Below are 24,435 nucleotides of genomic sequence, written 5' to 3'. Positions count from 1 at the left end.
TATGGCCGCGGGACGGCGCGTTGCCCCCACGCCTTCGGCGCGGTCTGGAACGGGGACGGTGGCTGTGGTCCCCTGAGGTCATGGCCGAGCCGGGCGGGGAAGAGCAGGAGTTGCTGCGCGAGCTGACGCGTCAGATGTCGCGGGACGCCGCGCCTGACCTCGGTCCTGTCGTCGAGTGGTTGGGGCGGCGGATCGGCACGGAGGTCGCGCTGGTGACGGGTGGCGGGATGGTGGGCGCGGGCACGCCCGGGTTCCCGCCCCGGCTACCCGAGTGGCTGGCGCGGGTGTTGCCGCGACTGGCCGGCGGGTATCTGGCCACGGCCGCCGAGCGGTCGGGCGAGCTGTGGGTGCGGTGCGAGGCCATCGGGCCCCGGGTGCCGCATCCGGTGCTGGTGGTGATCGGCTCGGCGGCGCCGGACGAGCGTTCGCGTGCGCTGGTCTCGGCCACCGGCGGGGTGCTGGCCGCGCTGCACGGCATCGGCGAGGGCGCGGCGGTGTCGAGAGACCAGCGGGATCGGTCGCGCCAGTTGCGGTTCGCCGTGTTGAGCGCCCTGATGGAGGGGCAGCCCTTCCTGGCCCGCCGGATGATGGCCGGCGCCGTCCCGCCGGTGTTGGACGCCGCGACCATCCGGGTCTATCTGCTGCGCTGCGGGCCGGTCGACCGGGACCGGATCTCCGAGACGTACCAGGACCGGCTGGGCTTCCACGGCCCCGACCTGATGGTGCGCTGCCCCGTCTACAGCCACCACCTGATCTGTGTCCTGGCCGAGGACGCCGACGACGCGGGCGGCCACCGCGAGATCCTGCTCCGCCTGGTCAGGGAGAACCCGCGGTACTCGGTGGGCATCAGCGCCCCGCATTCGCTGGGCGCGGTGGGCGAGGCGTACGCGCAGGCGTCCAACGCGCTGGCGGTCGCCCGTACCTGTCCCACCCGCGTCGCCGACTACCAGGGCCAGTCGCCGCTGGTTCCGCTGCTCCCGGCGCGGGAGGCCCTCGCCTGGGCCCGCGCCCATCTGCGCCGGCTGAGCGGCGCGCCCGGGCTCACGGTCAAGGTGACGCGCCTCGCGGTCGACGTGCCGCAGGCGGGGGTGGCCCGGCTGCTCGGCATCAGCCGGAACACGGTCAGGGCCCACGTCCGGCGCGCGGAGGAAGCCCTCGGCACGGACCTGAACGACGTCCGCTCGCGCGCCGTGCTGGCGCTGGCCCTGGCCGTCGCAGGTCCGCGGGTCGGCGCGGAAGACGACGTCGAGGAGCCCGCGCCCACGCTGGACGAGCTGTTCCACGCCCAGCCCGCCGTCGCGTGGGCCGAGGCGTTCCTCGGCCCGCTGCGGGAGGAGGCCGGCCACCGCGCCCTCGTCGCCACCCTGGATGCATGGATCGACGCCGACACCGACGCCCGGCGGGCCGCCACGCACCTCGGCATCAACCGGAACACGGTCAGGGCCCGGCTGCGCACGGCGGAACGGCTGCTGCAACGTGACCTGTTGAGTACCGGCGCCGGCGTCCACGACCTCGTGCACGCGCTTCGCATCACCCGCGAGACGCCGGTGCTCACCGTGGCCTGACGGGGGCGCGGCGATCAGCCGGCCGGTTCCGCGGCGGGGGCCGGTGCCGGCCGGCCGCGCAGGGCGAGCGGAAGCAGGGCGACGAGGAGGGCGAGGGCGGCGTAGCCCCAGGTGAGGGTCGCGGTGGTGGCGGCGGCCGCGACCAGCAACGGGCCGCCGGCGTCGCCGAGTTCGCGGCCGAGTTCGGCGGTGCCCATGGTCTGGCCGATCCGCGCCTCCGGGGTGGTCGCGGCGAGCGCCGCGAAGCCGAGCGGGGTGATGAGGCCGGTGCCGGCGCCGATCAGGGCGGCGCCGGAGAGCACGCCGAGCGGTCCTGGCAGCATGGCGCAGCTGAGCCCGCCGGCGGTCGTCAGGAGGCCGGCGACCAGGCCGCCGTGGATGGTCAGCCGGCCGTCGTCGAGACGGCGGCCGGCCCAGGGCTGGGCGAACGCGGCGCAGGCGGCGAGCACCGAGACGGCGGCGCCGGTGGCCAGCGGCGAGAGGCCGGCGGCCGCGCCGGAGAGCGGCAGGAAGCCGACGCCGGCGGAGAGCGCCGCGGCGGCGGCCGCCAGCGCGGCCACCGGGCGCAGGAAGGCGCCGTCGGTGAGCCGCCGCGCCAGGCCGAGCACCGTCTGCCGCGCCTTGGGCAGCGGCGGCACGGCCGGCACGGCGAGGGCGGCCCACACCGCGACCGCGGCGGCCAGCACCGCGAGCACGGCGAACAGCAGGGTGAGGTCGCCGAGCCAGATCAGGACGCCGCCGATCAGCGGGCCAGCGGTGTAGCCGATGGACTTGTGGAAGCCGTAGGAGCCGAACGCCTTGCCGTGCTTGGCTCGCGGGTTGAGGCGGGCGACCAGCGCGGAGGCGGCGGGCGAGAAGGCGGAGGCCGCCGCGCCCTGGCCGAGCCTGGCGGCCCACAGCCAGTCCGGGTCGCGCGCCACGGCGTAGAGCGCCGAGGCGGCGGCGAACGCGGCCAGGCCGCCGATCAGCACGGGCCTGGCGCCTATCCGGTCGGCGAGGGTGCCGAACACCGGCTTGAGCACGACCTCGGCGCCGTCGTAGAGCGCGAGCAGCAGGCCCAGGTAGAGCAGCGAGGTCGCCAGGCCCTCGTCGCCCTGGCCGAGGTTGGCGGCGATGCCGTGGGCGCCGAACGCGGTGGTGAAGCCGGCCGCGTACAGCGGCCACATGGCGGTTCTCACGAGCCGTCCCCCGGTGCGTCGGCGGCCCGCGCGTCGGAGGGCGCGTCGGACATCGGCGCGTCGGAGGGCGCGTCGAAGGCGTGGAGGTGGGCGAAGACCCGCTCGCCGTACTCCTCGAAGCGGCGCGCGCACTCGGCCAGCCGCTCCTCGGCCTCGACGGCGCCGGCCGAGCCGAAGACGTCCTTGAGCCTGAGGTCGCGGTGCCAGCGGCGCAGCCGCTCCAGGCTCTGCTCCTCCTCCTCGAGCTCGGCCAGGGTGAACTTGGCCTGCCGGGTCTCCTTGGCCAGCTCGGCGAGGTACTTGCCGCAGTCGGCGACGAACTCCGCCCAGTCCTCGGCCCGGGCCGCGGTGAACATGGCGCGCAGCCGCTCCGCGTCCGTCGGCCCCCGGCCGCCGGCGCGCAGCGTCACGGCCTCGCCGCCCGAGCGCTCGGCCATGGCGACGGCCCGCTCGATCCCGTCGGCGAACACCGCGACCTCCGGCGCGGCCCACACGCCCTGCCCGAGCGACAGGGCGCCGACCCGGCGCAGCTCCCGCCACACCGCCACGCGGTGTCGCGAGGGCTGCGCCGGCAGCCGCACGATGAGCACGACCCATTGGGTCCGCTTCTCCCTATCCACCTGCGCAATGTAACAGTCGATACATGACAAGCGGAAGCCGGTGTCACACGCGGGGTCCGACCGCCTCTCGCGCATGCGAATGGAATCGACCGGATAGCGGGACGGCGGGATCACCCTGGTCGAACTCCACAACCATGGCCTCCGCGAGGAACCGAGACTGTTCTTCGTGCACATCTGGGCCACCGGAGACGCCGTGCGGATCCCCAGGGCGATCCGCCGCACGACCGACCTCACCGACGTCGTCCCGGCCGGCTGACCGGCGTCAGCTCCCGCCTGAGACCGCCGACGCCTCCGGCGGTCCGGTCAGTTCGAGCAGCAGGTCGCGGACGTCGGCGGCGGCGACCCGGTCGCGGCGGGCCGTCGGGTGTCGCACGGCAGCACGGGCCGAACCCGACCGCGTCGCGTCGCCGCACCGCGGGGGTGGTCACGAGGTCAGGGCCAACGAATACGAACATCGGCGTGAGATCCAGATCTTGATCATTCCGCGTCATCGGTGCGCGATCCGAACTCCGCCGATTTTCGAACAACTTTTCACGGACGCACCCTCGGGAAATCGAAGACACATGCGACCCTGCTGATATGTCATCATGCCAGTAGGTGACGACGCGCCATCGCCGGCAAAGCGGTGGCTTGCCATCGCATGGAATCGCACGGGGGGGCACGGTGTGCACGCTTTTCACCGACGGGGTCTTCACACCGGCATCGCTGGGCCGTGATAGTCGCGCCGCCACGATTCTCTTTCACGCGGCTGATCGCTCCTCTCGAATCCTGCGGACCAGCGACATCCTGTACGCGGCCATCGAATCGGGGGACAGCACGGTTCTGACCTCCCTTTCCGGCGCACTCGCCGAGGGTGCCAAGCCCAGGCACGTGCTGGAGACCATCGACGCGTACAACAAGGGCCGTTCGGCTCCCGAGCGCTCGTTCCGGGGCGAGCGCGCCGAGTTCACGCCCGGGGCGCTCGCCGCCCTCGATTCCTTCGCCGCCGCCCTGGGCACGGACCCCGAGGCGCTGCGCCCGGTCGACCTGGAGTTGTTGCTGAGCCGGGTGCTCACTCACCTGGACGACGACGACCGGCGCCACCTGGGCATCCTGCACATCGACAGCGCCGTCCGCGCCTTCGAGGAGCTGGCGCGTGTCCGCGTGGAGCCGCCGCCCGAGCTGCTCGAGGAGCACTCCGGGCGGCTGCGCTCCGAGCACCTGTCGGCAGATACCAGGGCGGCGTTGGAACGCGCCGCCGCCCTCGCCGGCGAACTCGGTTACGACCGTGTGCTGCCGCCCCATTGCTTCCTCGCGCTGCTCGCGGAGACGGAGGGCCTGACCGAGCGCTTGATCAGGCTCCAGATCCCTCCCCAAGTCGGCCTCGCCCGCGTCACGGAGGGGCTGACCACCGCCTTCCGGCTGGCCGAGCGTGGCCGCGCCGCGCCGCCACTCGACCGGTGCGGGATCGGCGAGCCCACCCTTGCCCTGCTGCACTCCGCCTGGCGGGCCGCCAGGTCCTGGGGAGCTCAACAGATCGACATTCCACACCTGTTGGTGGCGCTCCTCACCGCGCCGCCGGCACGGCTCGCCTCAACGCTGGAGGCCGAGCCGCTGCGTCTCGACCTCGACCGGATGCGCGAACACCTCACGCAGGCCCTGCGCGACACTCGCGGCACCACCCCGCGCCAGGTCGCCTTCCGGCTCGCCGTCGGATCTCCGCCCTCCGAGGATCTGACCTGGCTCGCGCACACCGAGAGCATCCCCCGCGCCCACCACGTCGACCGCTACTTCGACGCGCTCGGCCGCGCCCTGCACCGGACCGTCGCCAACCACGTGCTGATCACCGGACCGCCCGGAGTCGGCGCCACCACGCTGCTGCGCGAGTTGGCCAGACGCGCCGCGGCCGGCGACCTGCCCTTCCTGCGGCACATGCGATTCCTGCGTGTCGACTGCCACGACGTGCCGCCCGAGGAGAGCGGCGCCGCGCTGGCCTCCGTCATCGCCCAGGTCACCGCGCGGACCGACCTCGTCCTCTGCCTGGACGGGCTCGGCCCCCTGCTCCGCGGCCCGCACGGCGCCAGCCACGTGCCGACATTGCGCCGTGCCCTCAGAGAGCGGCGGATCAGGCTCGTGGGTGTGCTGGCATCGCAGGATTACGAGGACCTGATCGCCGGCGACCAAGCGATGCGCGAGCTCGCGACGCGGATCGAGCTCGTCGAGCCGGAGGCCACCCCGGCCCGCGACATGGTCCGGCAGGCGGCGGACGCGCTGGAGGCCGAGTTCGGGTTCTCCGTCGACGACCGGGCCGTCTCCCGGGCCGTCGTCCTGTCCCGCGACTACCTGATCAGCCAGCGCCTCCCGCTGGCCGCGGTCAAAGTGCTGCGCCGGGCCGCCGAAGATCTGGACTACGCGCGTGGCCAGTTGGGCGAGGAACGCGCCGCCCTGGGTGGATCCGACGTCGTTCGGGTCGTCGCCGAGATCGCCGGCGTACCGGAGACACAGATCGCCGGCAGCGGCGGCGAGCGCGTGGACTATGAGCGACTCCTGGGTAACACGGTGTTCGGCCAGTCGCAGGCCATCGAGGTCGTGGCCGCCGAACTACGGCGGATCAAGGCCGGATTGGCCCGTGCCGACGGTGGCCCCGCCTCCGTGATGCTGTTCGCCGGGCCTACCGGCACCGGGAAGACCGAGCTCGCCAAGGCGCTGGCCACGCTCTACTCCTTGTCCAGGAAGCACCAGACCTACGCGATGGCCAACTTCACCGAAAGGCACAGCGTCTCGGGCATCATCGGCTCGCCGCCGGGATTCATCGGTTATGAGAGCGGCGGCCGGCTCATCAATGAGCTCAACGCCGATCCCTACTGCGTATTCCTGCTGGACGAGGCGGAGAAGGCCCACCCCGAGGTGTGGCGCCCCTTCCTCAATCTCTTCGACGAGGGCTGGATCACCGACCAACGCGGCATCAAGGCCCATGGTGACAGAGGCATATTCATTCTCACCACCAACGCGGGGCAGGAGGTCATCTCGCGTATGTTGAGCGAGGGCTACGAGCAGCGTGACATCGAGAAACAGGTCAAGATACAGCTACTCAGCACCGTGAACCACGCGAACGGTGGCCCGGTTTTCACGCCCGAGTTCCTGGCCAGGATCCGCCGGATCATCGTGTTCCGGCAGCTGACGCTGGAGGCCATGACCAGCATCTGCCGCAAGCTCCTGGAGCGGACGACCACCGACTACCGCGAACAGCGGGAGAAGGAGCTTGTCGTCTCGGACTCGCTGATCCGCCACATCGCCGCCCGCGGCTACCGCCTCGACCAGGAGTCCGGCGGCCGGGAGGGCGCTCGCGTCCTCCGCCCGCTGCTGACCGACCTGATCCTGACCCCCGCTCTCCGGGCCCAGGACCGCGACGAGAGCGGCTACGAGCGGTGCGCCAGGATCGAGATCGACCTCGACGCCACCGCGAAGTCGGACGACCAGGTGGCGGTCCGGTTCGTCGCGGAGCCCGCGTCATGACCGCCTCCAACCAGCCGGAGAACCTGAGGTCGTTCACCGGCCGGGTGATCGGCGGCCACTACGAGCTGACCCGTTGGATCGGCGGGGGCGCCTTCGGTGGCGTCTTCGAGAGCCGGCAGCACATCCTCGGCGAGCCGGTGCGCCGCGTCGCCTGCAAGCTCTCCCGGCGCGACGGCATGACGGAGGCGAGCGCCGGCGAGCTCTTCACCGACGTGCTGACCCTGGCCCGGGTGATGGACGGCATGATCGATGGGGAAGCCCGCCGTCACCTGGTGCACGTCTACGACGGCGGCATCGCTCAGGACGTGGGCGGCCGCGCCTTCCTGATCATGGAGTACGTGCCGGGCGACACGCTCGCCGACCAGTTCGCCTCCCTGCGCCCCATCCCAGCCAACCTGATGCTCACCTGGGCCCGCCAGGCGTGCACGGCCCTGCGCGGCCTGCACTCCCTCGACCCGCCGTTGGTGCACCGCGACATCAAACCGGACAACGTGCTCCTGGGCACCGACAGGACCGTACGACTGATCGACTTCGGGCTCGCCGCCCGGCTGCGCGACTCCGGGTGGGCTCCGGACGTCGCCGGCACGCTCCAGTACATGGCGCCCGAGACCTCACAAGGCGCGAGTGTGCCCGCCTCCGACCTGTACTCCCTGGGGGTGCTCGTCTACGAAGGACTGACCGGCCGGCACCCGTTCGCGGACCTCGTTCCACCGCCGACCTGGCCCTCGGCAGAGCATGGCACATGGCTCTACGCACAGAAGCGGCGCCTCATGCTGGCCCCGCCCTCCCGGTTCAACAACACCGTCAAGCCGGAGGTCGACGAGCTGGTGCTGCACTGCCTGCGCTTCGATCCCGACCGAAGGTTCAGGAACGCGTCCGAGCTGCTTGACGCTCTGGACGCGCTGCGAGACGGCCGCCCCTTGTCGAACGTCAAACCGGGCGCGGCCAAGCTCCGGGAAGCGAAGGCACTGATCGCCGCCGGGGACCTCGTGGAAGCCCACCGGATCCTGGAGCGCGCCCTGAGGGAGGAGCCGGCCCTCACGCTCGCTGAGAAGTTCCATCTACTTCGGCTGCACTCAGAGGTCCTGCACACCCAGGGCGACCCGAGCGCCGCCGGGGACTGTCTCGCCGAGGGGTGGCGGCTCGTCAAGGAGCACGCCGTGCTGACCACCACCGCTGAGCGCGTCGCCGTGCTCAACCGGCTCATCGAGCTCTACCGCGAGGCGAAGAGATGGTTCGCCGCACGGCGCTACGAGTGGGAGTGCGACCGCGAGCTAGGACGGGGGTGAGCTCCGGACATGGTGGTCACCTGGCGTTCCCTTGTCAACGCCCTCACCCCGACCGGCCGGCTCCACAACCGCTGGGCGGCGGCCCTCGCCGACATCGACCCCGAGCGCGGTCTCACCAAGCTACGCCAGGTGCGTCAGGGGTTGGCTCAACGTCCCGGCGCGGCAGCCGAGTTGTGGGTGCCGTTCGTAGTCTCCTGCGCGGGTGACCGGTTCCGCGCGCTGTTGACCGACGACGACTTCACAGACCTCGAACTCGTCGGCGGCCAACTGGCCCTCCCCGGGCGGTTCTCCGTTGAGCAGGCATGGCGCCCGCTGATCCGGGCCCGTTTCGCCCGCGACGAGCCAGGCGCCGCCAACGCCTTGCTGGCCCGGCTCTACTGGGCCGAGGCCATCGACGAACCGGTGCGCGCCGCGGCGGCCGCGGAGCTGGCCCGCGGCCGTGCCCAAGACGACGAGCACCTGCCCGTCTACGGCGACTTGCTGCGGCGGGGCGTGCCGCGTCCCCCGGCAGTGGTCGCCCTGGTGATCGAGTTACTCGCCGTCGACTTCAGCGCCCACGCCCACCAGCTGGACCGAGCGGCCCAACTGGCCGCGGTCGTGCGGGACACACCTGACTTCCCGGCCGCCGAGATCGCACTCGGCCTGCACCGACTTCTGGTGCTCGACCAACCGGCCGCGGCCGCTGCGCACTTCGCCACCGGTTGCGCCGTCGCCCCGGAGGACCCGACCCCGCTGCTCGGTCTGCTGGCCGCCTTGGTCCGCGACGGCGAAGCCGCCCTCGTACCCGACTGGGCCATGGACCGCGCCCACCGGTCACCGGCAGCCAGCCGGCTGCATGAGATGGCCCAACTCATCGAAGTCCTCAACTGGTTCGACTCGTCCACCGACGCCAGCCCGCCGCTCTCCGCCGCCCTTCTTGACACCCTGGGTGTCGCGCTCCATGTCGGCCCGTGGCTCGACTACGCGCGCGGCCGTGTCCACCTCGTGGAGGGGGACGCGGCGGCCGCGCACGCCCTGCTCGCCCCCCTGACCGGCCAGCGGGACTGGGTCTACCACGCCACCTGGGCCGCGCTGTTGTGCGACGACCGTGCGGTGCTCGCCCGCCGCGCCCAGGCGCTGCGGGCCACGTCCGACGACTGGGCGCTCGGCTGCCTGCTGCGTGACGCCGTCCCCGGCCGGCGGCTCGCACTTCCCGAACCACCACCCAGGTATGAGCGGATCGCCGCCCTCCGAGTCGGACTCGCAGGCGCGCTGCGCCCCACCGAGGATCCGGGCCCCCTGCCCCCGGGCCGTGGCTCGCCCGAGCGGATCGAAGCGCTGCGCACCGCGCTTGGCGCGGCGTTTGGGCGGCAACCTCCCGGCAGGCTGGCCGACCTGCTGCGCGCCCCACTCTACCGCCGGCTGCCCCGCGCCGACCGGCTGCTCTGGTCCGGGCTGCTGGCCCTGCGGCAGGATCCGGCCGAAGGCCATCGCCTGCTCGGCGAAGCCCGGCGACTCGGGCACTCCCGGGCCGACCTGATCCTCGCCGCCCACCACCTGGAGCACGCGGACACCGGCCAAGCCCGGGCCTCCCTCGGCCGACGTAGCGATCCCAAGTCCGTGATCCTCAGTGTCTGGTTGGACACCACGGCCGCCGACTGGGCCACGAGCAACACGACACCCGTCACGCCACCCGGCATCCAACGGCTCACCCCACTGGCGGCCAACGGCCCGCCGCAGGCACGCTACCTGCTGGGCGCCCTGCGTCTGAAGGGCCTCGCCGCCGTGCCCGAGCGCGCAGCCGAGCAGGCGGGGCTCGCGGCGGGCGAGCTCAACTCCGCCATCGCCGCCGCCGGCGATGTCCTCCCCTCCGACGCCCTCGCGCTGGCCCAGGCCGCCGAGGCCATCGCGGGCTCCGCTCAACACCCGGCACTCGCCCTGATCCGCGCCCAACAGCCCTGGGTCACCTGGGTCTTGGGGCTGGCCCGGCTTGCCGACGAGCCGGCTGCGGTCGAGTCCGGGATCGGCGACGAGCTGCTGGCCCTGGTCAACCGAGTCCGCCGACCGCCCGTCGCGGCCCTGGGCGGCCTCGCCGCCGCGCTCTCCAAGACGATCCGACGGGGCCCCGCCCCAGGTGCGTTCCGCCTGCTCAGCCGGCTCGCCGAGCGGTATCCGCTGCCGACTGTCGTGGAGCCGGCCGCCCAGGCCGTGGTCATGGCGATGCGTCGGCAACCCACTCCGTACGAGCCGCCCGCCTCCCTCGCCACCCATCCACTCGTCGCCCGAGCCCTGGCCTACCGTGACCTCCGCGCCAACGACCGCGCGACGGCCGTCAAGCGTCTCCGCGCCGCCGCCGAGGACGCCGCAGCGGCGAACGACCTCAGCTGCGCCCTGCTCGCCGACGCCCTGGACAGCCGGCCGCCTCAGGAACCACCCCCCGAGGGCGCCCTGGCCCGCCTCGTCTTCGCCGCCGCCCTGGCCAGCAGCGCCCCAGAACGCTGCCTCGACCTGCTGACCGAGGTCTCCGACGACCTCGACCTCACCGACATCGTCGACCTCACCCGCCTGCTGCCCGCGATGTGTGCCCGGTTGACCGCCGGCCGCCGGGTCAACCCCGAGCGCGCGCGGCCACTGATCGGCTACCTGCGCCGAATCGGCAACCGCCCGCGACCCGCCGTCGCCTACGACACGCTCGCCCGATGCGCGGCGGCGCTCGGCGAGTTCGAGCTCGCCGAGCGCCACTGGGGGCATGCCGTGCACCGGGCCGAACACGATGCCCGGGGTGAGCGCTCCCCGGCCCGCGGTGAGTACGTCCATCTCCAGTGCCACCGGGCCGTGCTCGCCTACCGCGAGAACGCCCCGCTGACAGCGGCTCGTCTGCTACGTGCCGCGGCGGCGGCCGCCGCCGGCGACCCCATCCCCAACCCCCAGGTAGGAGAGGTGACGTGAGCCCCATCCAACCGGACACGCTCCGGCGACTGGCCCGCGACCTCGAGATCGACGCCTGCGTCGTCAGGCTGCTCGCCCATCTCGTCCCCGGCACGACCACCGCTCCGATGCCATGGGATCGCCCGGGCCGCTACCCCGTTCTGGAGACGGAGATCCAAGCCGACGTCCTCCTCCACCAAGCCCTGCTCTCCAACGAGCAGAGCCGGGTCCGTGAGGCCTGGGCCCGGCGCCTTCAGTACCGGGAGATCGGCATCCCCCTGCACCACACCCTGGCCGTGCTCCACCGGGAGGCCGCCCTCGCCTCGAGCGGCGACACCGAGCAGGCGGCCGAGCTTCTGACGCGTGCCTCGGCCCTGTGGACGCTGCTCCTCGGAACCGCGTCCTTCTGGCCCCAGTACCATCACCAGGACCTGGCCGGCGAGTTGTGTCCGGCCATCTGTCGGGAACTGTTCGAACTGCACCGTACCCGGGGGGCCGCCGCCTTGGCCCGGGGCGAACACGGCACCGCACGCACACACCTGACGGCCCTTGACGCCTGTCGGCAGGGCGAACCCGCGGTACGCGAACTGCTGTCCCCGATGAGTCTGTGGCAGGACAGCGAGGCGCCGAGCGCCCGCATCAGGAGTGGTGACGTCTTCCACGGCCTCGCCCACCCCAGAGGCCGCTCCCACTGGGCGGAGATCTCCCGTATGGCCGGCGACGTCCTCGACGACTGGTACCACGAGGCCATCAACGCCGCCGGGCAGAAGCTCACGGACCCGGCTGGCGTGGCGCGCCAACCCGCCGGGATCACCAAGGACTTCGACGCGGGAGTCCGCGCCCTCGAACCGCTCGCCGGTCTCGCCACCCCCGCGCTCCGGCTGCTCATCGCCGGGCTCGACTGGTGTAACGAGTGGCTGCTCTGCATCTACCACCTGAGTGAGCCGCAACCCGTCAGGCAGCGGAAGATGCGTCAGACGCTCGACCGCGCCAGCACCTTCGCCGAGCCACTCGCCCGCATCGCGACCAAGGGCAATGGCACGCGCGGGGAAAACCAGGCGCTCTCCAAGTACCACCTGTTCCGCGGCTTCGTCGCCGACGCCCCCCTGACCGCCGTACGGTCCTACACCGAGGCGCTGGAGTGGAACCCGCACAACGACAACGCCACCACCCTGCGCGACCAGGCCAACGCCGCCCTTCACCGCGAGAAGTTCGACTACGTCCTCGGGTCCGCCCTGAGCGCTGTCAAGGACGGCGACACCACCAGGGCCCGGGCCGGCATCTCCACGCTCCAAGGGCTCGCCGCCACGGACGAGGACCGCGCCTGGGTCTACTTCCTCCGGGCGACCAGCACCCTGGCTGAGGTCGCCAGCAGCCCAGGGCGAACGGACGACGGCCACCGCGACGCGCGTGAACAGCTGGACCTGGCCCTGGCTTACGCCCCGCCCGGCAATCTCCACGACCAGATCAGGACCCTCATCGACCTCCTGTCGGTGCTCCCGCCCGGAGCCCGCCTGACTCTCGATCGATCCAACCGCTAGTCCACCCAGCCCAACCCGAGTGATCACTGAGGCGATGATGTCTTCCAGCAAACCCAATCCCTTCCATGTACTGGGGCTTCCGGTCTCCGCCGAGGACGGCGCCGTCGTCGAGCGTTACGAGGAGCTGGCCCTGGTCAGCGGCGGGCCCGATGACCGGGCACTGGCCGAGTGGGCCAAGGACGAGCTGACCGGCCGCCCGGAGACTCGACGTCTACACGAGGTGTTCGAACCGCCGGGCGCTGACTACCGGGGTGACGACTTGCGGGCCCTCGTCAGAAAGTACGGCCGCTCTCCCCTGCCTCAAGGAGTGCTGGCCCAGTCCGTCGAAACCCCGGCGCCCGAGCACTTCGACTTGGCGGCGGTCATGCGGCACTGGCTCGAGACCCGGCCGCCCTCCGGGGTTCTGGGCGCGCTTCCCACACCGGATGCCGAGGATCTCGGCATCCGACGCGCCCTCATCCAGGCGCCCGTATCGCTCCGCCTCACCGACAAGCCACCACTGGAGGTGCGCGATGTCCTCTTCGGCTGACTCCACCAGCTCGGCCGGCATCCCCTACGGCTGGGACTCGTTCGCCGAGCGCCCGGCCCCCGACGGGCTGACCCCCGTACCACCGGGCCGGGCGCTGGCCACCGCCGTCCAGGGGTTCCGCACCGAGCTGGACAGGGAGCGGCAAAGAACCCGGGCCACGGTCACCGAGGCGCGTCGGACCACCGTCGAATTCGCCGTCCACCTCTGGCGGTTGCGGCAACTGCTGGACGAGGCGGCCAAACCGCTGCGGGTCACGGGACAGGACGGCCTCGCGAGTCGGCTCACCCTGATCCACCAACAGATGACGGACTTGCTCGCGGAACTCCACATCAAGGCCGTCGACCCGGTCGAGCAGCCCCTGGACCGCTTCGCCGACCTCGTGGACATCCTGCACTGGCGCCACGAGAGCCGGTTCACCACCGAGGTGGTCGTCCAGACCGTGGTGCCCATCGTCCACGACGATGAGGTGGTGGCCCGCTACGGCCAGGTCGTCGTCGGAGCACCGGTCGAAGAGCGGGACAACGAACCAGTCATCGAACCAGGTAGCGAGCAGAAAGAGCACAAGGAAACACCATGACCCAGTGGGTGAGCAAGGCGGTCGGTATCGACCTGGGCACCACCAACAGCGCGGTGGCGGTGATGAACCCCAACGACACGGCCACGGTGATCCATCAGGACCCCAGGAGCAGGGCCCAGACGACGCCGAGTTGTCTGTGGCGGGCCAGCCGGGAGAGTCAACCGATCGTCGGGCGTATGGCGTTCGCGCGCGTCGGCGGCAACCCCGCGCCCGTCACTTCCATCAAGCGGCTGATGGGCACCCAGCGCACCGTGTCGCTAGCCGGCGAGGAGCTGACCCCGCAGCAGGTGTCTGCTGAGATCCTGCGCGAGATGAGGCGGCAGATCGAGCAGGACGTGGCGGCCTTCGACAGCGCGGGCGCGCGCTGGATGGTGGACCGGGCCATCGTCACCGTCCCCGCCTACTTTGACCAGCCGCAGGTCGAGGCGACCCGGGAGGCCGCCGAACTCGCCGGCCTGCGCGTCGTCGACCTGCTGCACGAGCCGACGGCGGCGGCCAGCTACCACTGCTGGAAGTCCGGTGTCCGGGACGGCACCTTCCTCGTCTACGACCTGGGTGGCGGCACCTTCGACGTCAGCGTGGTGCGCTGCAAGGCCGGCGACTTCCGGGTGCTCGGGATCAGCGGCAACCCCATGCTCGGCGGCGACGACATCGACGCGGCGCTCACCCACCGCCTGCTGGAACGACTACGCGAGGACGGCTGGGCACTCGACCTCGACGTGGAGAACGACCCCGAGGACGGGCTTCGCTTCCGCCGTCTCCGGCTGCTCGCCGAGGGAGCCAAGAAGGCGCTGTCGGACCGCACGGAGTACATGCTCCGTGACACCGGCACGGTGCTCGACAAACAGGGCAATCCGGTCCTCATCGACACCCTCGTCGAGCGGGCCGAGCTCGAGGACACCGTCCGCCCCCTGATCGAACGCACCTTCGACTACTGCGACGAGGCCCTGCGGCATGCCCAGCGAGAGGCCAACGTCACCCTGGCCGATGTGGACGGCGTCATTCTGGCCGGCGGCTCCACACATCTGCCGCTGGTCCGCGAGCTGGTCACCAGCCGACTGTGCGCGGGGGCCAAGTGCGACGAGCCGGTGTACGAGCAGGTGGACACCGTAGTGGCCCTCGGCGCCGCCATCCGCGCCGCGACCGTCGGCGGCGTGGAACTCTACGACCAGGACCGCACCGTGCGGGTGGCGCTGCGTGGCACGGGCGTCACCACGAAGAAGAGCACCACGGTCGGCGGCACCGTGACCGCGCTGGCACCCGGTCTCGACCTCACCGACGGATCGGTGCGACTCCTCATCGACGGCTACGAGGACAACGCCGAGGTGAATACCGAAGGGCACTTCGCGTTCTCAGGGGTGGAACTCACTCCTGAGGCACAGAGCCTGCTGACGCTCCAGGTGTTCGACGCGGCGGGTGCGCCGCGCGCTCAGGTCGGCCGTCCGGTCGTCCACGATCCGAACGCCGGGCCATCCGGCAGCACCGTGGGCAGCGCGGTCTGCGCCAAGGCGATCTTCCTTGATGTCGAGCGTGCCGGGCGCAAGGAGAAGGACGAACTGATCCCCGCCATGCAGTCGTTGCCCTACAAGGCGCGCTTCACCTACGGCCACCCGGGCAACACCGAGAGCCTCGTGTTCCAGCTCTACCAGGGGGCCCGGGAGATCAAGACCATCATCGCGCCGGTCCCATCCTCACTGACCGCCGGGACGCCGATCAACCTGGACATCGCGATCGACACCACGCTGCTGATCAGCGTCCAGGGCACGATCGATGACACCACCTTCGACGGCATCGTCGGCATCGCGCCGGACCGCGCGCTGCCCACCGAGGCGGAGGTCGACGAGCTGCGGCGCTCCTTCGAGGATGCGTCCGTGTTCCTGTCGGCGGGCGAGCGCAGTGTGTCCCAGGCCAGGATGACGACGGCCCGGGACGGGTACGAGCAAGCACGGACCAGTGGCGACACAGCGCGCGCCGTTCACGAGTTCGGGCTGATGGAGGAGATCGTCGGCCAGATGAGTCGGCGGGATCCGGACCTTGAGCCGCCCAAGGAGAAGTTCGACAAGCTGGTCGCGGAGTGCCTGAACCTCAACAGCTACCTCGGCGAATGCTCGACCGAGTTGGAGGTCCCGCACGACGCGGCAGAGATGGCCCGCTCCATCACCACCCAGCGAGACCAGGGAGAGTCCGCCTACACCACCCGCGACCAGCGCTCATACGCCGAGACCGTGCGGCAGTTGGACAGCTACCGCAAGCACCTCCAGTCGCAGGCAGACGGGCAGACCCGGCGGAAGCTGGGCGACTTGAGCCCTCACCAGCGGGCTGGCATCGCCCTCCGGGCAGCGGAAAACGAGGCGGAGGAGACACGTCTGAGGGTGTCCGTGTCCGGGACACCGTCGCAACGCGCCGAGTTCGAGGGCATCCTTCAGCGGCTGGCCGCCATGCCGGCGCGGATCAACCAGGATCCCGACGGTGTCCACCAGGAGGCCGTGTCCGAGCTCCGCCGCCTTGAGCAGCTGAGCCGGGCCCTCGTGGACCGACCGGGGGGCGGCCCCGCGCTGCCGCGGGCCTTCTGAGGAGCCCACCGATGACCCAAGCGACGCAGGAAACCGCGATCCCCTGTCCCGTCCCGCTCTGCCGAGGCGCCAACTCACTTCAGACGCCAGCCTGCACCACCTGCGGCACCCCGCTGTTCGGCTACGCGCACCTGACGGCGTACCCCGCCCACCTGTTCAACCAGGGCCTGGCCGCAGCGCGGGAGGACCGGTTGGAAGCAGCCCGGGACTGCTTCGCGGCCGTCGTGCTCTGGTGCCCGGGCGACCATGAGGCCCGCAACGCCCTGGCGCTGGCGGCCTTCCGACTCGGAGACCGAGAGGGCGCGCGCCAGCATTGGGCCACGGTTCTGGCAGACCGCCCTGACGACCGGAAGGCAAAGGACGGGCTCAGTCTGTCGCCGGAAGATCCTGACCGAGCCGGTCGGCGTCCACGCCGAGGCTGGTGAGCACCGCCCGGGCGCCCGACTTCTCGTCGGCGAGCAGCGCGCGCAGGATCGCCGCCTCGCCGACGGCGCCCGAGGCGTCCCGGTGCGTCCGCTCCAACATGGTGCGGACGCGCGGGGTGAGCTCGTTGCGGCGGGGGACGAGCCTGCCGGCCAGCTGGCTAAATGCTCGCTCCCCCGCCGCGCCTTGCTCGGCCAGCGCGACCCGCAGTGTCTCGCTGCCCAGCATCCCGAAGGCCAGCAACAGGGTGTTGGAACCGACCGGCTGGCCTTGGGACTTGGCGAGCAGTCGGGCCAGCCGCAGCGCGCCGGCCGCGCTGCGGCTCAGTCCCTCGACGCGCAACTTTCCGTTGCCGTTCTCGGCCACCGCGAAGGGCGCCGCGACGGTGCGCCCGGCCTCGCCGGGCAGCAGCCGGTCCAGCGACACACCGCACAGCTCAAGCAGCCGGGCGGAAGCGCCGCCGCCCAACTCGACGAAGGTCGTCACGATATCGGCCGTGGTGACCGCGGTTCCTCCCCGTGCCGTCACCAGGGCATACGACTCGAACAGCACCCGCGCCACCGTGTCGGAAAGCTCGACCTCGCCGTCCGCCGACTCTGTGTCGTCCACGTTCTCGTCCGCGGCCGACTCTTCGGCCCCGCCCTGGGGCCGGTCGCGGACGGTGTGCAGCACCTCGGTGAGGATCGCCAGGCGCTCCGCCCCGATGCTGTCCTCGATGCCTTCCCGCAGATCCTCGACCGCGAGCAGCCCAAGCAGCAGGTCAATCGAGGTGACCACCCCGCGCGGGGCGGCCTGCCGAACGATCCGGCTCATCAGCCCGGCCGCGTCGGGCGCCAGCCGGTCGAGGATGTCGCCCGGCACGTCCTCGGCCTCGGTCCGCTCGGTCGGCGCGTCTTCGGTGAGCCGGGCGGTGGGGTCGCCGAAGAGCAGGAACGACGCCCAGGCCATGTCCGGGCGCTCCCGCAGCTGGTCGCGGGCCCCGCGCATGGCGGCGCCGGACGAGTCGCCGCCGAGCAGGCGCCCGTAGAACTCCTCAGCGAAGTGCCAGGCCCCGTCGTCGGCGACCTCGGTCCTGGTGCCGACCACGGTTTTGGCGCCCATCACCATAAAGCCCCGGCACATGCTCTCAACCCGGCCGGCCGAGGCACAGCCGTTGATGAACACCACCGGCGGCGCGCCGGCCGCGGAGAGCGTCTGCAACTCGACGGCGCTCAACAGCTCGCGCCGGTGCATCAACAGCCCGACCGTGCCGCTGCTCGCGGAGACGTGCCCGCAGAAGTGGAACAGGTCGTAGGGTTCCCGCTCAGTGGCGAGGTGCATGACGACGCGGGACACGGTCGCCTGCTCCCCGAGGAAGACGGTGCAGTCCACGCCACGTCCCTTGAGCCAGCCGGAGATCCGCCTGACCTCCTCGCGTGCCGCCTCCAGATCTCCCAGGGTGTCACCAACGACAAGCGCGCGCCGCACGCGGTCGATGCTGCGGCCGCCGACCGCCTGCTGGCTGCCGACCGAGCCGCGGGCCAGGTCGCGCCTGAGGCCGAGGAACTCGGTGCCGTCGTGCAGCAACTCCCAGGGCACACCCTGCGCCGACTCGTTGGTACGGACCAGGATCGGTCCGGCCGAGTGGTCGAGCCGCCGTACCAAGTCGGGTACGCTCCGGCCGACCCGGGGGAAAAGGTGGTTGTAGATCAGCCCGCCGAGCCGGGCGAGCTCCTCGCTCCGGCCACCGGGCCCGTCGCTGTCGGCCGCGCCCGCAGTGAGGACGGCGTCGATCTCGGTGCACCAGTCGTGAATCAACGTCGGGCTGACGTGGACGACGTACTCCGTCTCCAGCGGCCCGCTACCAGCCCCGCCTCCAGAGCGCAGCTCGTAGGTGTACTGAGCCGAGGACCCCTGCCCGATCTCGCGGACATCAAGGGTGGTCATCCCGTCCACGGTCACCTCGGAGTGTGACGACGGAGGAACTCCTCGACCAGCCGCTCCTCGGTGGCCGTCCGCGGCTCGGTGATCTCCAGCGAGTCCTCACCCAGCACGATCCTGACCGAGGGGACGGTGTTACCCCGCGAGCCCTCGGCCAGCCATCTGCGCACGACATCGACGACGGCGACCAGCGTGCCGGCGAAGCTGACGGCCAGCGAGGCCACGGCCACCGGGTCGACGGCCCGCCGTCCCGCCGCCGGGCGAGCCACCACCAGCGGCACCACCCGCGTGGCCCCTTCGGCACGCAGCGTGCTGGCCAACTCCTCCCTCGCTTCGGCTCCGCAGCTCCCTCGAAGCTCCACCTCGCACTCGACCGTTCGCAACGGCTCTCCCCTCCCCGATGGGTGCACGGTTCCATGCTTCCAGATCCGTGACGCCTCCGGAGCCGGGATTCACTATCCCGGTGGCTACCGGCCGGGAACCTTCCTTGGCAGTCCGGCCAGTTCGAGCACCAGGTCGCGGACGTCGGCGGCGGCGACGCGGTCGCGGCGCACCGTCGACGTGTCGCACAGCAGCACCGGGCCCTCGGCCGGGTCCGCCGGCAGCCGGCCGTGCGTGCCGCCCACCCAACGGCCGTCCATCGGCACCACGTTGGTGGTGTAGCGCAGGCCGACCTTCTTCCTGGCCAGGCCGAGCCCGGCGCGCAGCCTGGCGCGCGGGTCGGCGGGGTCGAAGAACAGCTCGGCCGGGTCGTAGCCGGGCTTGCGGTGGATGTCGACGCCGCGCGCGTAGTCGGGGGCCCGCTCGTCGTCGAGCCAGTAGTAGTAGCTGAACCACGACTCGGGCTCGGCGACCAGCACCAGCTCGCCAGAGCGTTCGTGGTCGAGGCCGTACGCGGCCTGCCCCTCCCGGTCGAGCACCTGGTCCACGCCCGGCAGGTCGGCGCAGAGCTTGGCGACGGCCGGCACGTCCGCCGGGTCCGCGACGTAGACGTGCGCCACCTGGTGGTCGGCCACCGCGAAGGCGCGGGAGACCCACGGGTCCAGGTACTCCATGCCCTCCTGGGTGTAGACCTCGAGCAGCCCGGCCCGGCGCAGCGCCCGGTTGACGTGCACCGGCCGGCTGGCCGGCGCGATGCCGTACTCGCTGACCACCAGCACCCGGGTGTCGGTCTCCCGCGCGTCGTGCAGCAGCGGTGCCAGCACCCGGTCCACGTCGGCGGCGGCGCGGGCGGCCTGCGGGCTGTCGGGGCCGTACCGCTGGAGGTCGTAGTCCAGGTGCGGCACGTAGGAGAGCGTCAGGTCGGCCCGCGGCATCAGCCGGCGGGTGGCGGCCACGATCCACTCGCTCGACCGGATCGAGGCGGTCGGTCCCCAGTAGTGGAACAGCGGGAACGGGCCCAGCTCGTCGGTGAGTTCGTCGTGCAGCTCGACCGGCCTCGTGTAGCAGTCGGGGGACTTGCGGCCGTCCGCGTGGTAGACCGGGCGCGGCGTGACGGTCCAGTCGGTGGTGGCGCCCATCGCGTACCACCAGCAGACGTTGGCCACCTTGTAGCCTGGCCTGGCGCGGCGCGCGGTCTCCCACACCTTCTCGCCCTCCACCAGGCGGTTGTGCTGCCGCCACAGGTGGACCTCGCCGACGTCGCGGAAGTACCAGCCGTTGCCGACGATGCCGTGCCCGGACGGCGGCAGCCCGGTGAGCATGGTGGACTGCACGGAACAGGTGACGGCGGGCAGCACGGTCGTCAACTCGGCCTGCCAGCCGCGCTCCGCGACGGCCCGCAGGTTCGGCGTGTGCTCGAGCAGCCGGGGCGTGAGCCCCACGACGTCGAGCAGCAGGACGCGTTGTGTGTCGGCGGTCATGGCCGCTCCTCCCTCTCGCTCTCGGTGTCGGTGAGTCCGGCGCGGCGCAACGCGCCGGTGGCCCAGCGCAGTTCGGCGGCCAGGCCGGCGGCGAGCTCGGCGTCGTCGGTCGGGCGGTGCCGCTCGGGGAGCACCGACCAGGTGTAGGTCTCGACCTCCAGGTGGTCGGTGCGCGCCTCGTCCCCGCCGAACAACTCGCCCAGGGTGCGCTCCAGATGGTCCGTGGTGGTGTCGAGCGGCGGCTCCGGGCGCTGGTGCAGCGGGGCGTGGAAGTGCACCCGCCAGGGTCCGGCGGCGGGCAGCGGCTCGGGCCCGGTCAGCGCCTCCGGCAGGTCGTCGCGGGCCAACACGCCGCCCTCGGCGGGCAGTTCGCGGACCTGGTGCAGGAAGCGGTCCTCGGTGTAGCGGGAGAGCGCGGCGCGGGTCTCCTGGTCGTCCGGGGCGGCCGCGTGCAGGGCCGCCGAGACCTGCGCCTTGACGACGGGCAGGCCGGCCTCGGCGAGCGCGGCCAGCGCGCGGGTCGGGTCCTCGAAGGCGACGGCGAGGTGGCACATGTCCAGGCAGACGCCGATCCGCCGGGTGTCGACGCCGGCCAGCAGCTCGACGGCCTCGTCGACGGTCTCCACGACGCAGCCGGGCTCGGGTTCGAGCGCGACCCGGACGGTGCGGCCGGTCTCCGCCTCCAGTTTCGCCAACCCCTCGGCCAACCGGTTGAGTTGGACACGGGTGGCGCCGTGCATGCCGGCGTCCCACGGCTCGCGCCAGGCCAGCGGCACCGTGGAGATGCTGCCCCTGGCGGCGTCGTCCGGCAGCAGCGCGGCCAGCACGCGGGCGCAGTCGAGCGTGTAGCGCAGCCGCTCCTCCTCGGTCCAGTCGGGCCGGTAGACGGCCTTCTTGACGACCGGCGCGTGGAAGCCGCGGTAGGGGAACGCGTTGAGGGTGACGACCTCGATGCCGTGTTCGTCGAGGGCGCCGCGCAGCCGGTCGAGTTCGGCCGGCTCGGCGGCCAGCCGGGCGGCCAGCGGCGCGGGCAGCCACAGGCCGAGGCCCAGCCGGTCGGTGCCGAGGCGGGCGCGGACGCCGGCGCCGAAGACCCGGAGTTGGCGGTGCAGCCCCTCGGCGTCCTCGGCGGGGTGGACGTTGGTGCAGTAGGCGAGGTGCACGCGGGTGCCGTCGCGGTGTCGGAACGTCATGTCGGCTCCTTCGTTCCTTCCGGTACTCAGGACGGGCGCTGGCCGCGCAGGACGGAGTTGCCCTCCCAGGTGGCGGTGGGATCGCTCTCCTGGGCGTCGTCGAGCAGCAGTCGGCCGCTCTGGGCGTAGAACTCCACGGGGTTGCGCCACAGCACCCGGTCGACGTCGTCCGCGCTGAACCCGGCGTCGAGCATCGCGCGGCCGGTCTTCAGGGTCTTCAGCGGATCGCTGCGCCCCCAGTCGGCGGCGGAGTTGACGATCATCCGGTCCAGGCCGTACTCGGAGAGCACCTTCACCATCCGGTGCTCGTCCATCTTGGTGTCGGGGTAGATCGAGAAGCCCATCCAGCAGCCGGCCTCGGCGACCTGGCCGACGGTCACCTCGTTGAGGTGGTCGATCAGCACCATCCCGGGCGGCAGCCCGGACCCGGCGACGAGTTCGAGGCTGCGCCGGGTGCCCTCGACCTTGTCGCGGTGCGGGGTGTGCACCAGCACGGGCAGGCCGTGTTCGGCGGCGAGGCCGAGGTGGCGGACGAAGACGGTCTCCTCGGCCTCCGTCATCGCGTCGAACCCGGTCTCGCCGACGGCGACCACGCCGTCCTTGGCGAGGTAGCGGGGCAGCAGGTCCAACACCCCGGCGAGGCGCGGGTCGTTGGCCTCCTTGGGGTTGAGCGCCACGGTGCAGTGGTGGGTGATGCCGAACTGCGCGGCGCGGAAGCGCTCCCAGCCGACGAGGCCGTCGAAGTAGTCGCGGAACGAGCCGACCGAGGTGCGGGGTTGACCGAGCCAGAACGCCGGCTCGGTGACGGCGCGCACGCCGGCGTCGTACATCGCCTGGTAGTCGTCGGTGGTGCGGGACGTCATGTGGATGTGGGGGTCGAAGATGCGCATCAGCGCTCCCCTTCACGCGCTTTTGGATGTTCGGGGTCTTCCGAGTGTTCCGGAGTGTCTTGGCCGGGGCGGGGTGAGGCGAGGATCCGGCGGGCGTCCTCGGGAACGGTGCGGCCGGCGGCCTCCCGTTCGGCGGTGAAGTCCGCCGTCATGCGGACGAGTTCGCTGTCGACGCGCGCTGCCCAGTCGGTGACGGCCGCCAACGGCACGCCGACGAAGAGGCACTTGAGCACGCCGTGCCGCCAGGCGTCGGCGCCGAGGTGCCGGGCGGCGAACCGGCCCATGGCGGCGGCGATCAGCCGGGGGTCGTTGCTGCGGAGCGCGTCCTCGACGAGCCGCCGTCCGACGCGCGGGTCGAGGGCGTCGAGCCGGTCGAGCGCGCGGAGCACGGCGCGCCGCTCGTCGCCGTCGCCGTCTTCGTACAACTCCGTTGTGAGCGCGGCGAGTTGGTCCGCGTCGAGCCGGCCGGAGCCGGCCGCGGCCGCCAGCAGCGCGACGCGGGCCTCGTCCTCGACGCGGAGGGTCAGCAGCCCGCCCCGGTCCTCCGGATCGGTCGGGCCGCGGCCGACCAGCCGCGCCACGGCGGGGAACAGCGCCGGCAGCCGGTTCGGCTGCTCGGTGACCCGGGTGACGAGCTCGGCGAGCCGCGCCTCGGCGGCGGGAGTCGTCATCGGACCGCCTCCGCCTTGCGCAGCGCCTCGAGCGCGCGGGCCGCGACGGTGGGCGCGGCGTGCGCGTGCCTGGGCAGTTCGACGGCGACGAGCCCCCGGTAGTCGACCTCGCGCAGCGCGTCGAGGGCGGCGGGCAGGTCGATCTCGCCGTCCCCGAACTCCAGGTGTTCGTGCGTCCCGCGCCGCATGTCGTCGGCCTGCACGTTGGCGAGCAGCGGGCCGACGGCGCGGACGCAGTCGGCGGTCGACGCGTCCTCGTTGCACACGGTGTGCCCGAGGTCGATCGTCACGCACAGCGCGGGCGGGTCGCCGAGCCGGCGGCGCAGTTCGGCGACGCCGGCGAGGGTGTCGACGAACATGCCGGGCTCGGGCTCGAACGCGCAGCGCACGTGGTGCCGTTCGGCGGTCTCCAGCACCTGGGCGGTGCCGGCGGTGAGCCGCCGCCAGCCCTCCTCGGCCGTGGCGCCTTCGGGCAGCGTGCCCGACCAGAACGACACGGCTTCGGCGCCGAGGTCGGCGGCGACCCGCACGGCACGTTCCAGGTAGTCGACGCGGCGGTCGCGGCCGTCGGCCGAGACGAGCGTCGGCTCGTGCTTGTGCCAGGGGTCGAGGACGTAGCGGGCCCCGGTCTCGACGACGACGCCGAGCCCGAGCTCGTCGAGTCTGCGCGCCAACGCGGCGGTGCGGGTGGCGAGTCGGGGCGCGAAGGGGTCGAGGTGCGGATGGTCGAGGGTGAGCGCGACCCCGTCGTAGCCGAGGCCGGCGATGACGGCGAGTGCCTCGTCGAGGCGGTGGTTGGCGAAGCCGTTGGTGCCGTAGCCGAAGCGGAGTTCCGTGGTCATGTGGGCGAGACCCTTCGGGAGGCGAGACGGGCGAGCGGTCCGAGCGCGGACAGGGCGGCCGCGACGGCCGGCGCCCCGGCGCCGGCGAGCAGCGCGGCCTGCAACCTGATGCCGCCGCGCACTCCGGTCCCGGTCGCGGCCCGCACCACCCCGGCATCCCCCGCCGCCCGCGCGGCCGCCAACTGCGCCCGCCCGACACCGCCGACATACCACCCGACGGCCACGACCGTCGCCCCGACGACGACGGACGGCGCCGCGAAGCGAGCGGCGGCATTGCCGCCGGGTGGACCGGTGACGGTCGGCGCGGCGGCGCCGCGGACGCCTGCGGCGGACCCACCCGCCGCCCGCGCCGCGCGCGGC

The 24,435-nt window shown here is 72.4% G+C and carries 18 protein-coding genes and 1 pseudogene; 9 read left to right on the top strand and 10 right to left on the bottom strand.

Annotated features, from left to right (window positions below; genetic code table 11):
- Positions 1 to 80: 80 nt before the first annotated feature.
- A complete protein-coding gene (locus ACYVPE_RS30120) occupies positions 81 to 1,565 on the top strand; it encodes a helix-turn-helix domain-containing protein (RefSeq protein WP_461036910.1) in 1,485 nt (494 codons plus the stop codon).
- A gap of 14 nt (positions 1,566 to 1,579) precedes the next feature.
- On the opposite strand, the gene ACYVPE_RS30115 is transcribed toward ACYVPE_RS30120, so the two are convergent.
- Entirely contained in the window at positions 1,580 to 2,731 is a 1,152-nt protein-coding gene (locus tag ACYVPE_RS30115) for an MFS transporter (RefSeq protein WP_461036918.1), read from the bottom strand.
- Positions 2,732 to 2,739: 8 nt separating this feature from the next.
- A complete protein-coding gene (locus tag ACYVPE_RS30110) occupies positions 2,740 to 3,363 on the bottom strand; it encodes a Chromate resistance protein ChrB (RefSeq protein ID WP_461036909.1) in 624 nt (207 codons plus the stop codon).
- Positions 3,364 to 3,472: 109 nt separating this feature from the next.
- Here ACYVPE_RS30110 and ACYVPE_RS30105 point away from each other — a divergent pair, with 109 nt between their 5' ends.
- The 8 genes from ACYVPE_RS30105 to ACYVPE_RS30070 all read left to right on the top strand — a co-directional run bounded on the left by ACYVPE_RS30105 (position 3,473) and on the right by ACYVPE_RS30070 (position 16,274).
- Entirely contained in the window at positions 3,473 to 3,619 is a 147-nt protein-coding gene (locus ACYVPE_RS30105) for a DUF1259 domain-containing protein (RefSeq protein ID WP_461036917.1), read from the top strand.
- 614 nt (positions 3,620 to 4,233) lie between these two features.
- Entirely contained in the window at positions 4,234 to 6,858 is a 2,625-nt protein-coding gene (locus ACYVPE_RS30100; protein ID WP_461036908.1) for an AAA family ATPase, read from the top strand.
- Positions 6,855 to 8,147 carry a protein kinase domain-containing protein gene (locus tag ACYVPE_RS30095; RefSeq protein WP_461036907.1) on the top strand — a complete coding sequence of 431 codons (1,293 nt, stop codon included), beginning with the start codon at positions 6,855 to 6,857 and terminating at the stop codon, positions 8,145 to 8,147. The genes ACYVPE_RS30100 and ACYVPE_RS30095 overlap by 4 nt, the downstream gene beginning before the upstream one ends.
- A 9-nt stretch (positions 8,148 to 8,156) precedes the next feature.
- Positions 8,157 to 11,075 carry a hypothetical protein gene (locus ACYVPE_RS30090; RefSeq protein ID WP_461036906.1) on the top strand — a complete coding sequence of 973 codons (2,919 nt, stop codon included), beginning with the start codon at positions 8,157 to 8,159 and terminating at the stop codon, positions 11,073 to 11,075.
- A complete protein-coding gene (locus tag ACYVPE_RS30085) occupies positions 11,072 to 12,595 on the top strand; it encodes a hypothetical protein (RefSeq protein ID WP_461036905.1) in 1,524 nt (507 codons plus the stop codon). Before ACYVPE_RS30090 ends, ACYVPE_RS30085 begins: the two co-directional genes overlap by 4 nt.
- A gap of 19 nt (positions 12,596 to 12,614) precedes the next feature.
- Complete coding sequence (locus tag ACYVPE_RS30080; protein WP_461036904.1) at positions 12,615 to 13,124, top strand: hypothetical protein; 510 nt, start codon at positions 12,615 to 12,617, stop codon at positions 13,122 to 13,124.
- Positions 13,108 to 13,701, top strand: a complete 594-nt coding sequence (locus tag ACYVPE_RS30075; protein ID WP_461036903.1) for a hypothetical protein — start codon at positions 13,108 to 13,110, stop codon at positions 13,699 to 13,701. The genes ACYVPE_RS30080 and ACYVPE_RS30075 overlap by 17 nt, the downstream gene beginning before the upstream one ends.
- Positions 13,698 to 16,274: an Hsp70 family protein gene (locus ACYVPE_RS30070; protein WP_461036902.1), complete on the top strand. Its 2,577-nt coding sequence runs from the start codon at positions 13,698 to 13,700 to the stop codon at positions 16,272 to 16,274. Before ACYVPE_RS30075 ends, ACYVPE_RS30070 begins: the two co-directional genes overlap by 4 nt.
- A 366-nt stretch (positions 16,275 to 16,640) precedes the next feature.
- On the opposite strand, the gene ACYVPE_RS30065 is transcribed toward ACYVPE_RS30070, so the two are convergent.
- The 8 genes and pseudogenes from ACYVPE_RS30065 to ACYVPE_RS30030 all read right to left on the bottom strand — a co-directional run.
- The gene (locus ACYVPE_RS30065) at positions 16,641 to 18,623 is read right to left on the bottom strand and encodes a CHAT domain-containing protein (protein WP_461036901.1); all 1,983 of its coding nucleotides are present in this window, start codon (positions 18,621 to 18,623) and stop codon (positions 16,641 to 16,643) included.
- A gap of 11 nt (positions 18,624 to 18,634) precedes the next feature.
- Positions 18,635 to 19,000: a hypothetical protein gene (locus tag ACYVPE_RS30060; protein ID WP_461036900.1), complete on the bottom strand. Its 366-nt coding sequence runs from the start codon at positions 18,998 to 19,000 to the stop codon at positions 18,635 to 18,637.
- Positions 19,001 to 19,084: 84 nt separating this feature from the next.
- The gene (locus ACYVPE_RS30055; protein ID WP_461036899.1) at positions 19,085 to 20,479 is read right to left on the bottom strand and encodes an alkaline phosphatase family protein; all 1,395 of its coding nucleotides are present in this window, start codon (positions 20,477 to 20,479) and stop codon (positions 19,085 to 19,087) included.
- Positions 20,476 to 21,672: a metabolite traffic protein EboE gene (eboE, locus tag ACYVPE_RS30050; RefSeq protein ID WP_461036898.1), complete on the bottom strand. Its 1,197-nt coding sequence runs from the start codon at positions 21,670 to 21,672 to the stop codon at positions 20,476 to 20,478. The genes ACYVPE_RS30055 and eboE overlap by 4 nt, the downstream gene beginning before the upstream one ends.
- A 26-nt stretch (positions 21,673 to 21,698) precedes the next feature.
- The gene (locus ACYVPE_RS30045; RefSeq protein WP_461036897.1) at positions 21,699 to 22,562 is read right to left on the bottom strand and encodes a TatD family hydrolase; all 864 of its coding nucleotides are present in this window, start codon (positions 22,560 to 22,562) and stop codon (positions 21,699 to 21,701) included.
- Positions 22,562 to 23,233, bottom strand: coding sequence for an EboA domain-containing protein (locus ACYVPE_RS30040; protein ID WP_461036896.1), 672 nt, complete (start codon positions 23,231 to 23,233; stop codon positions 22,562 to 22,564). The genes ACYVPE_RS30045 and ACYVPE_RS30040 overlap by 1 nt, the downstream gene beginning before the upstream one ends.
- Positions 23,230 to 24,075 carry a sugar phosphate isomerase/epimerase family protein gene (locus tag ACYVPE_RS30035; RefSeq protein ID WP_461036895.1) on the bottom strand — a complete coding sequence of 282 codons (846 nt, stop codon included), beginning with the start codon at positions 24,073 to 24,075 and terminating at the stop codon, positions 23,230 to 23,232. The genes ACYVPE_RS30040 and ACYVPE_RS30035 overlap by 4 nt, the downstream gene beginning before the upstream one ends.
- A pseudogene (locus tag ACYVPE_RS30030) lies at positions 24,072 to 24,435 on the bottom strand (SCO3242 family prenyltransferase); the annotation flags it as partial. The pseudogene ACYVPE_RS30030 and the gene ACYVPE_RS30035, both read right to left, overlap by 4 nt.

The sequence above is a fragment of the Streptomyces mayteni genome, from assembly GCF_054783955.1.
This window is presented reverse-complemented; position numbering and strand designations above follow the sequence as displayed.

Excerpts from the sequence above, each read along its gene's own strand:
- ACYVPE_RS30120 (WP_461036910.1), top strand. The coding sequence starts at position 81 with ATGGCCGAGCCGGGCGGGGAAGAGCAGGAGTTGCTGCGCGAGCTGACG.
- ACYVPE_RS30115 (WP_461036918.1), bottom strand. The coding sequence starts at position 2,731 with ATGTGGCCGCTGTACGCGGCCGGCTTCACCACCGCGTTCGGCGCCCAC.
- ACYVPE_RS30095 (WP_461036907.1), top strand. The coding sequence starts at position 6,855 with ATGACCGCCTCCAACCAGCCGGAGAACCTGAGGTCGTTCACCGGCCGG.
- ACYVPE_RS30090 (WP_461036906.1), top strand. The coding sequence starts at position 8,157 with ATGGTGGTCACCTGGCGTTCCCTTGTCAACGCCCTCACCCCGACCGGC.
- ACYVPE_RS30075 (WP_461036903.1), top strand. The coding sequence starts at position 13,108 with ATGTCCTCTTCGGCTGACTCCACCAGCTCGGCCGGCATCCCCTACGGC.
- ACYVPE_RS30070 (WP_461036902.1), top strand. The coding sequence starts at position 13,698 with ATGACCCAGTGGGTGAGCAAGGCGGTCGGTATCGACCTGGGCACCACC.
- ACYVPE_RS30065 (WP_461036901.1), bottom strand. The coding sequence starts at position 18,623 with ATGACCACCCTTGATGTCCGCGAGATCGGGCAGGGGTCCTCGGCTCAG.
- ACYVPE_RS30055 (WP_461036899.1), bottom strand. The coding sequence starts at position 20,479 with ATGACCGCCGACACACAACGCGTCCTGCTGCTCGACGTCGTGGGGCTC.
- eboE (WP_461036898.1), bottom strand. The coding sequence starts at position 21,672 with ATGACGTTCCGACACCGCGACGGCACCCGCGTGCACCTCGCCTACTGC.
- ACYVPE_RS30045 (WP_461036897.1), bottom strand. The coding sequence starts at position 22,562 with ATGCGCATCTTCGACCCCCACATCCACATGACGTCCCGCACCACCGAC.
- ACYVPE_RS30040 (WP_461036896.1), bottom strand. The coding sequence starts at position 23,233 with ATGACGACTCCCGCCGCCGAGGCGCGGCTCGCCGAGCTCGTCACCCGG.
- ACYVPE_RS30035 (WP_461036895.1), bottom strand. The coding sequence starts at position 24,075 with ATGACCACGGAACTCCGCTTCGGCTACGGCACCAACGGCTTCGCCAAC.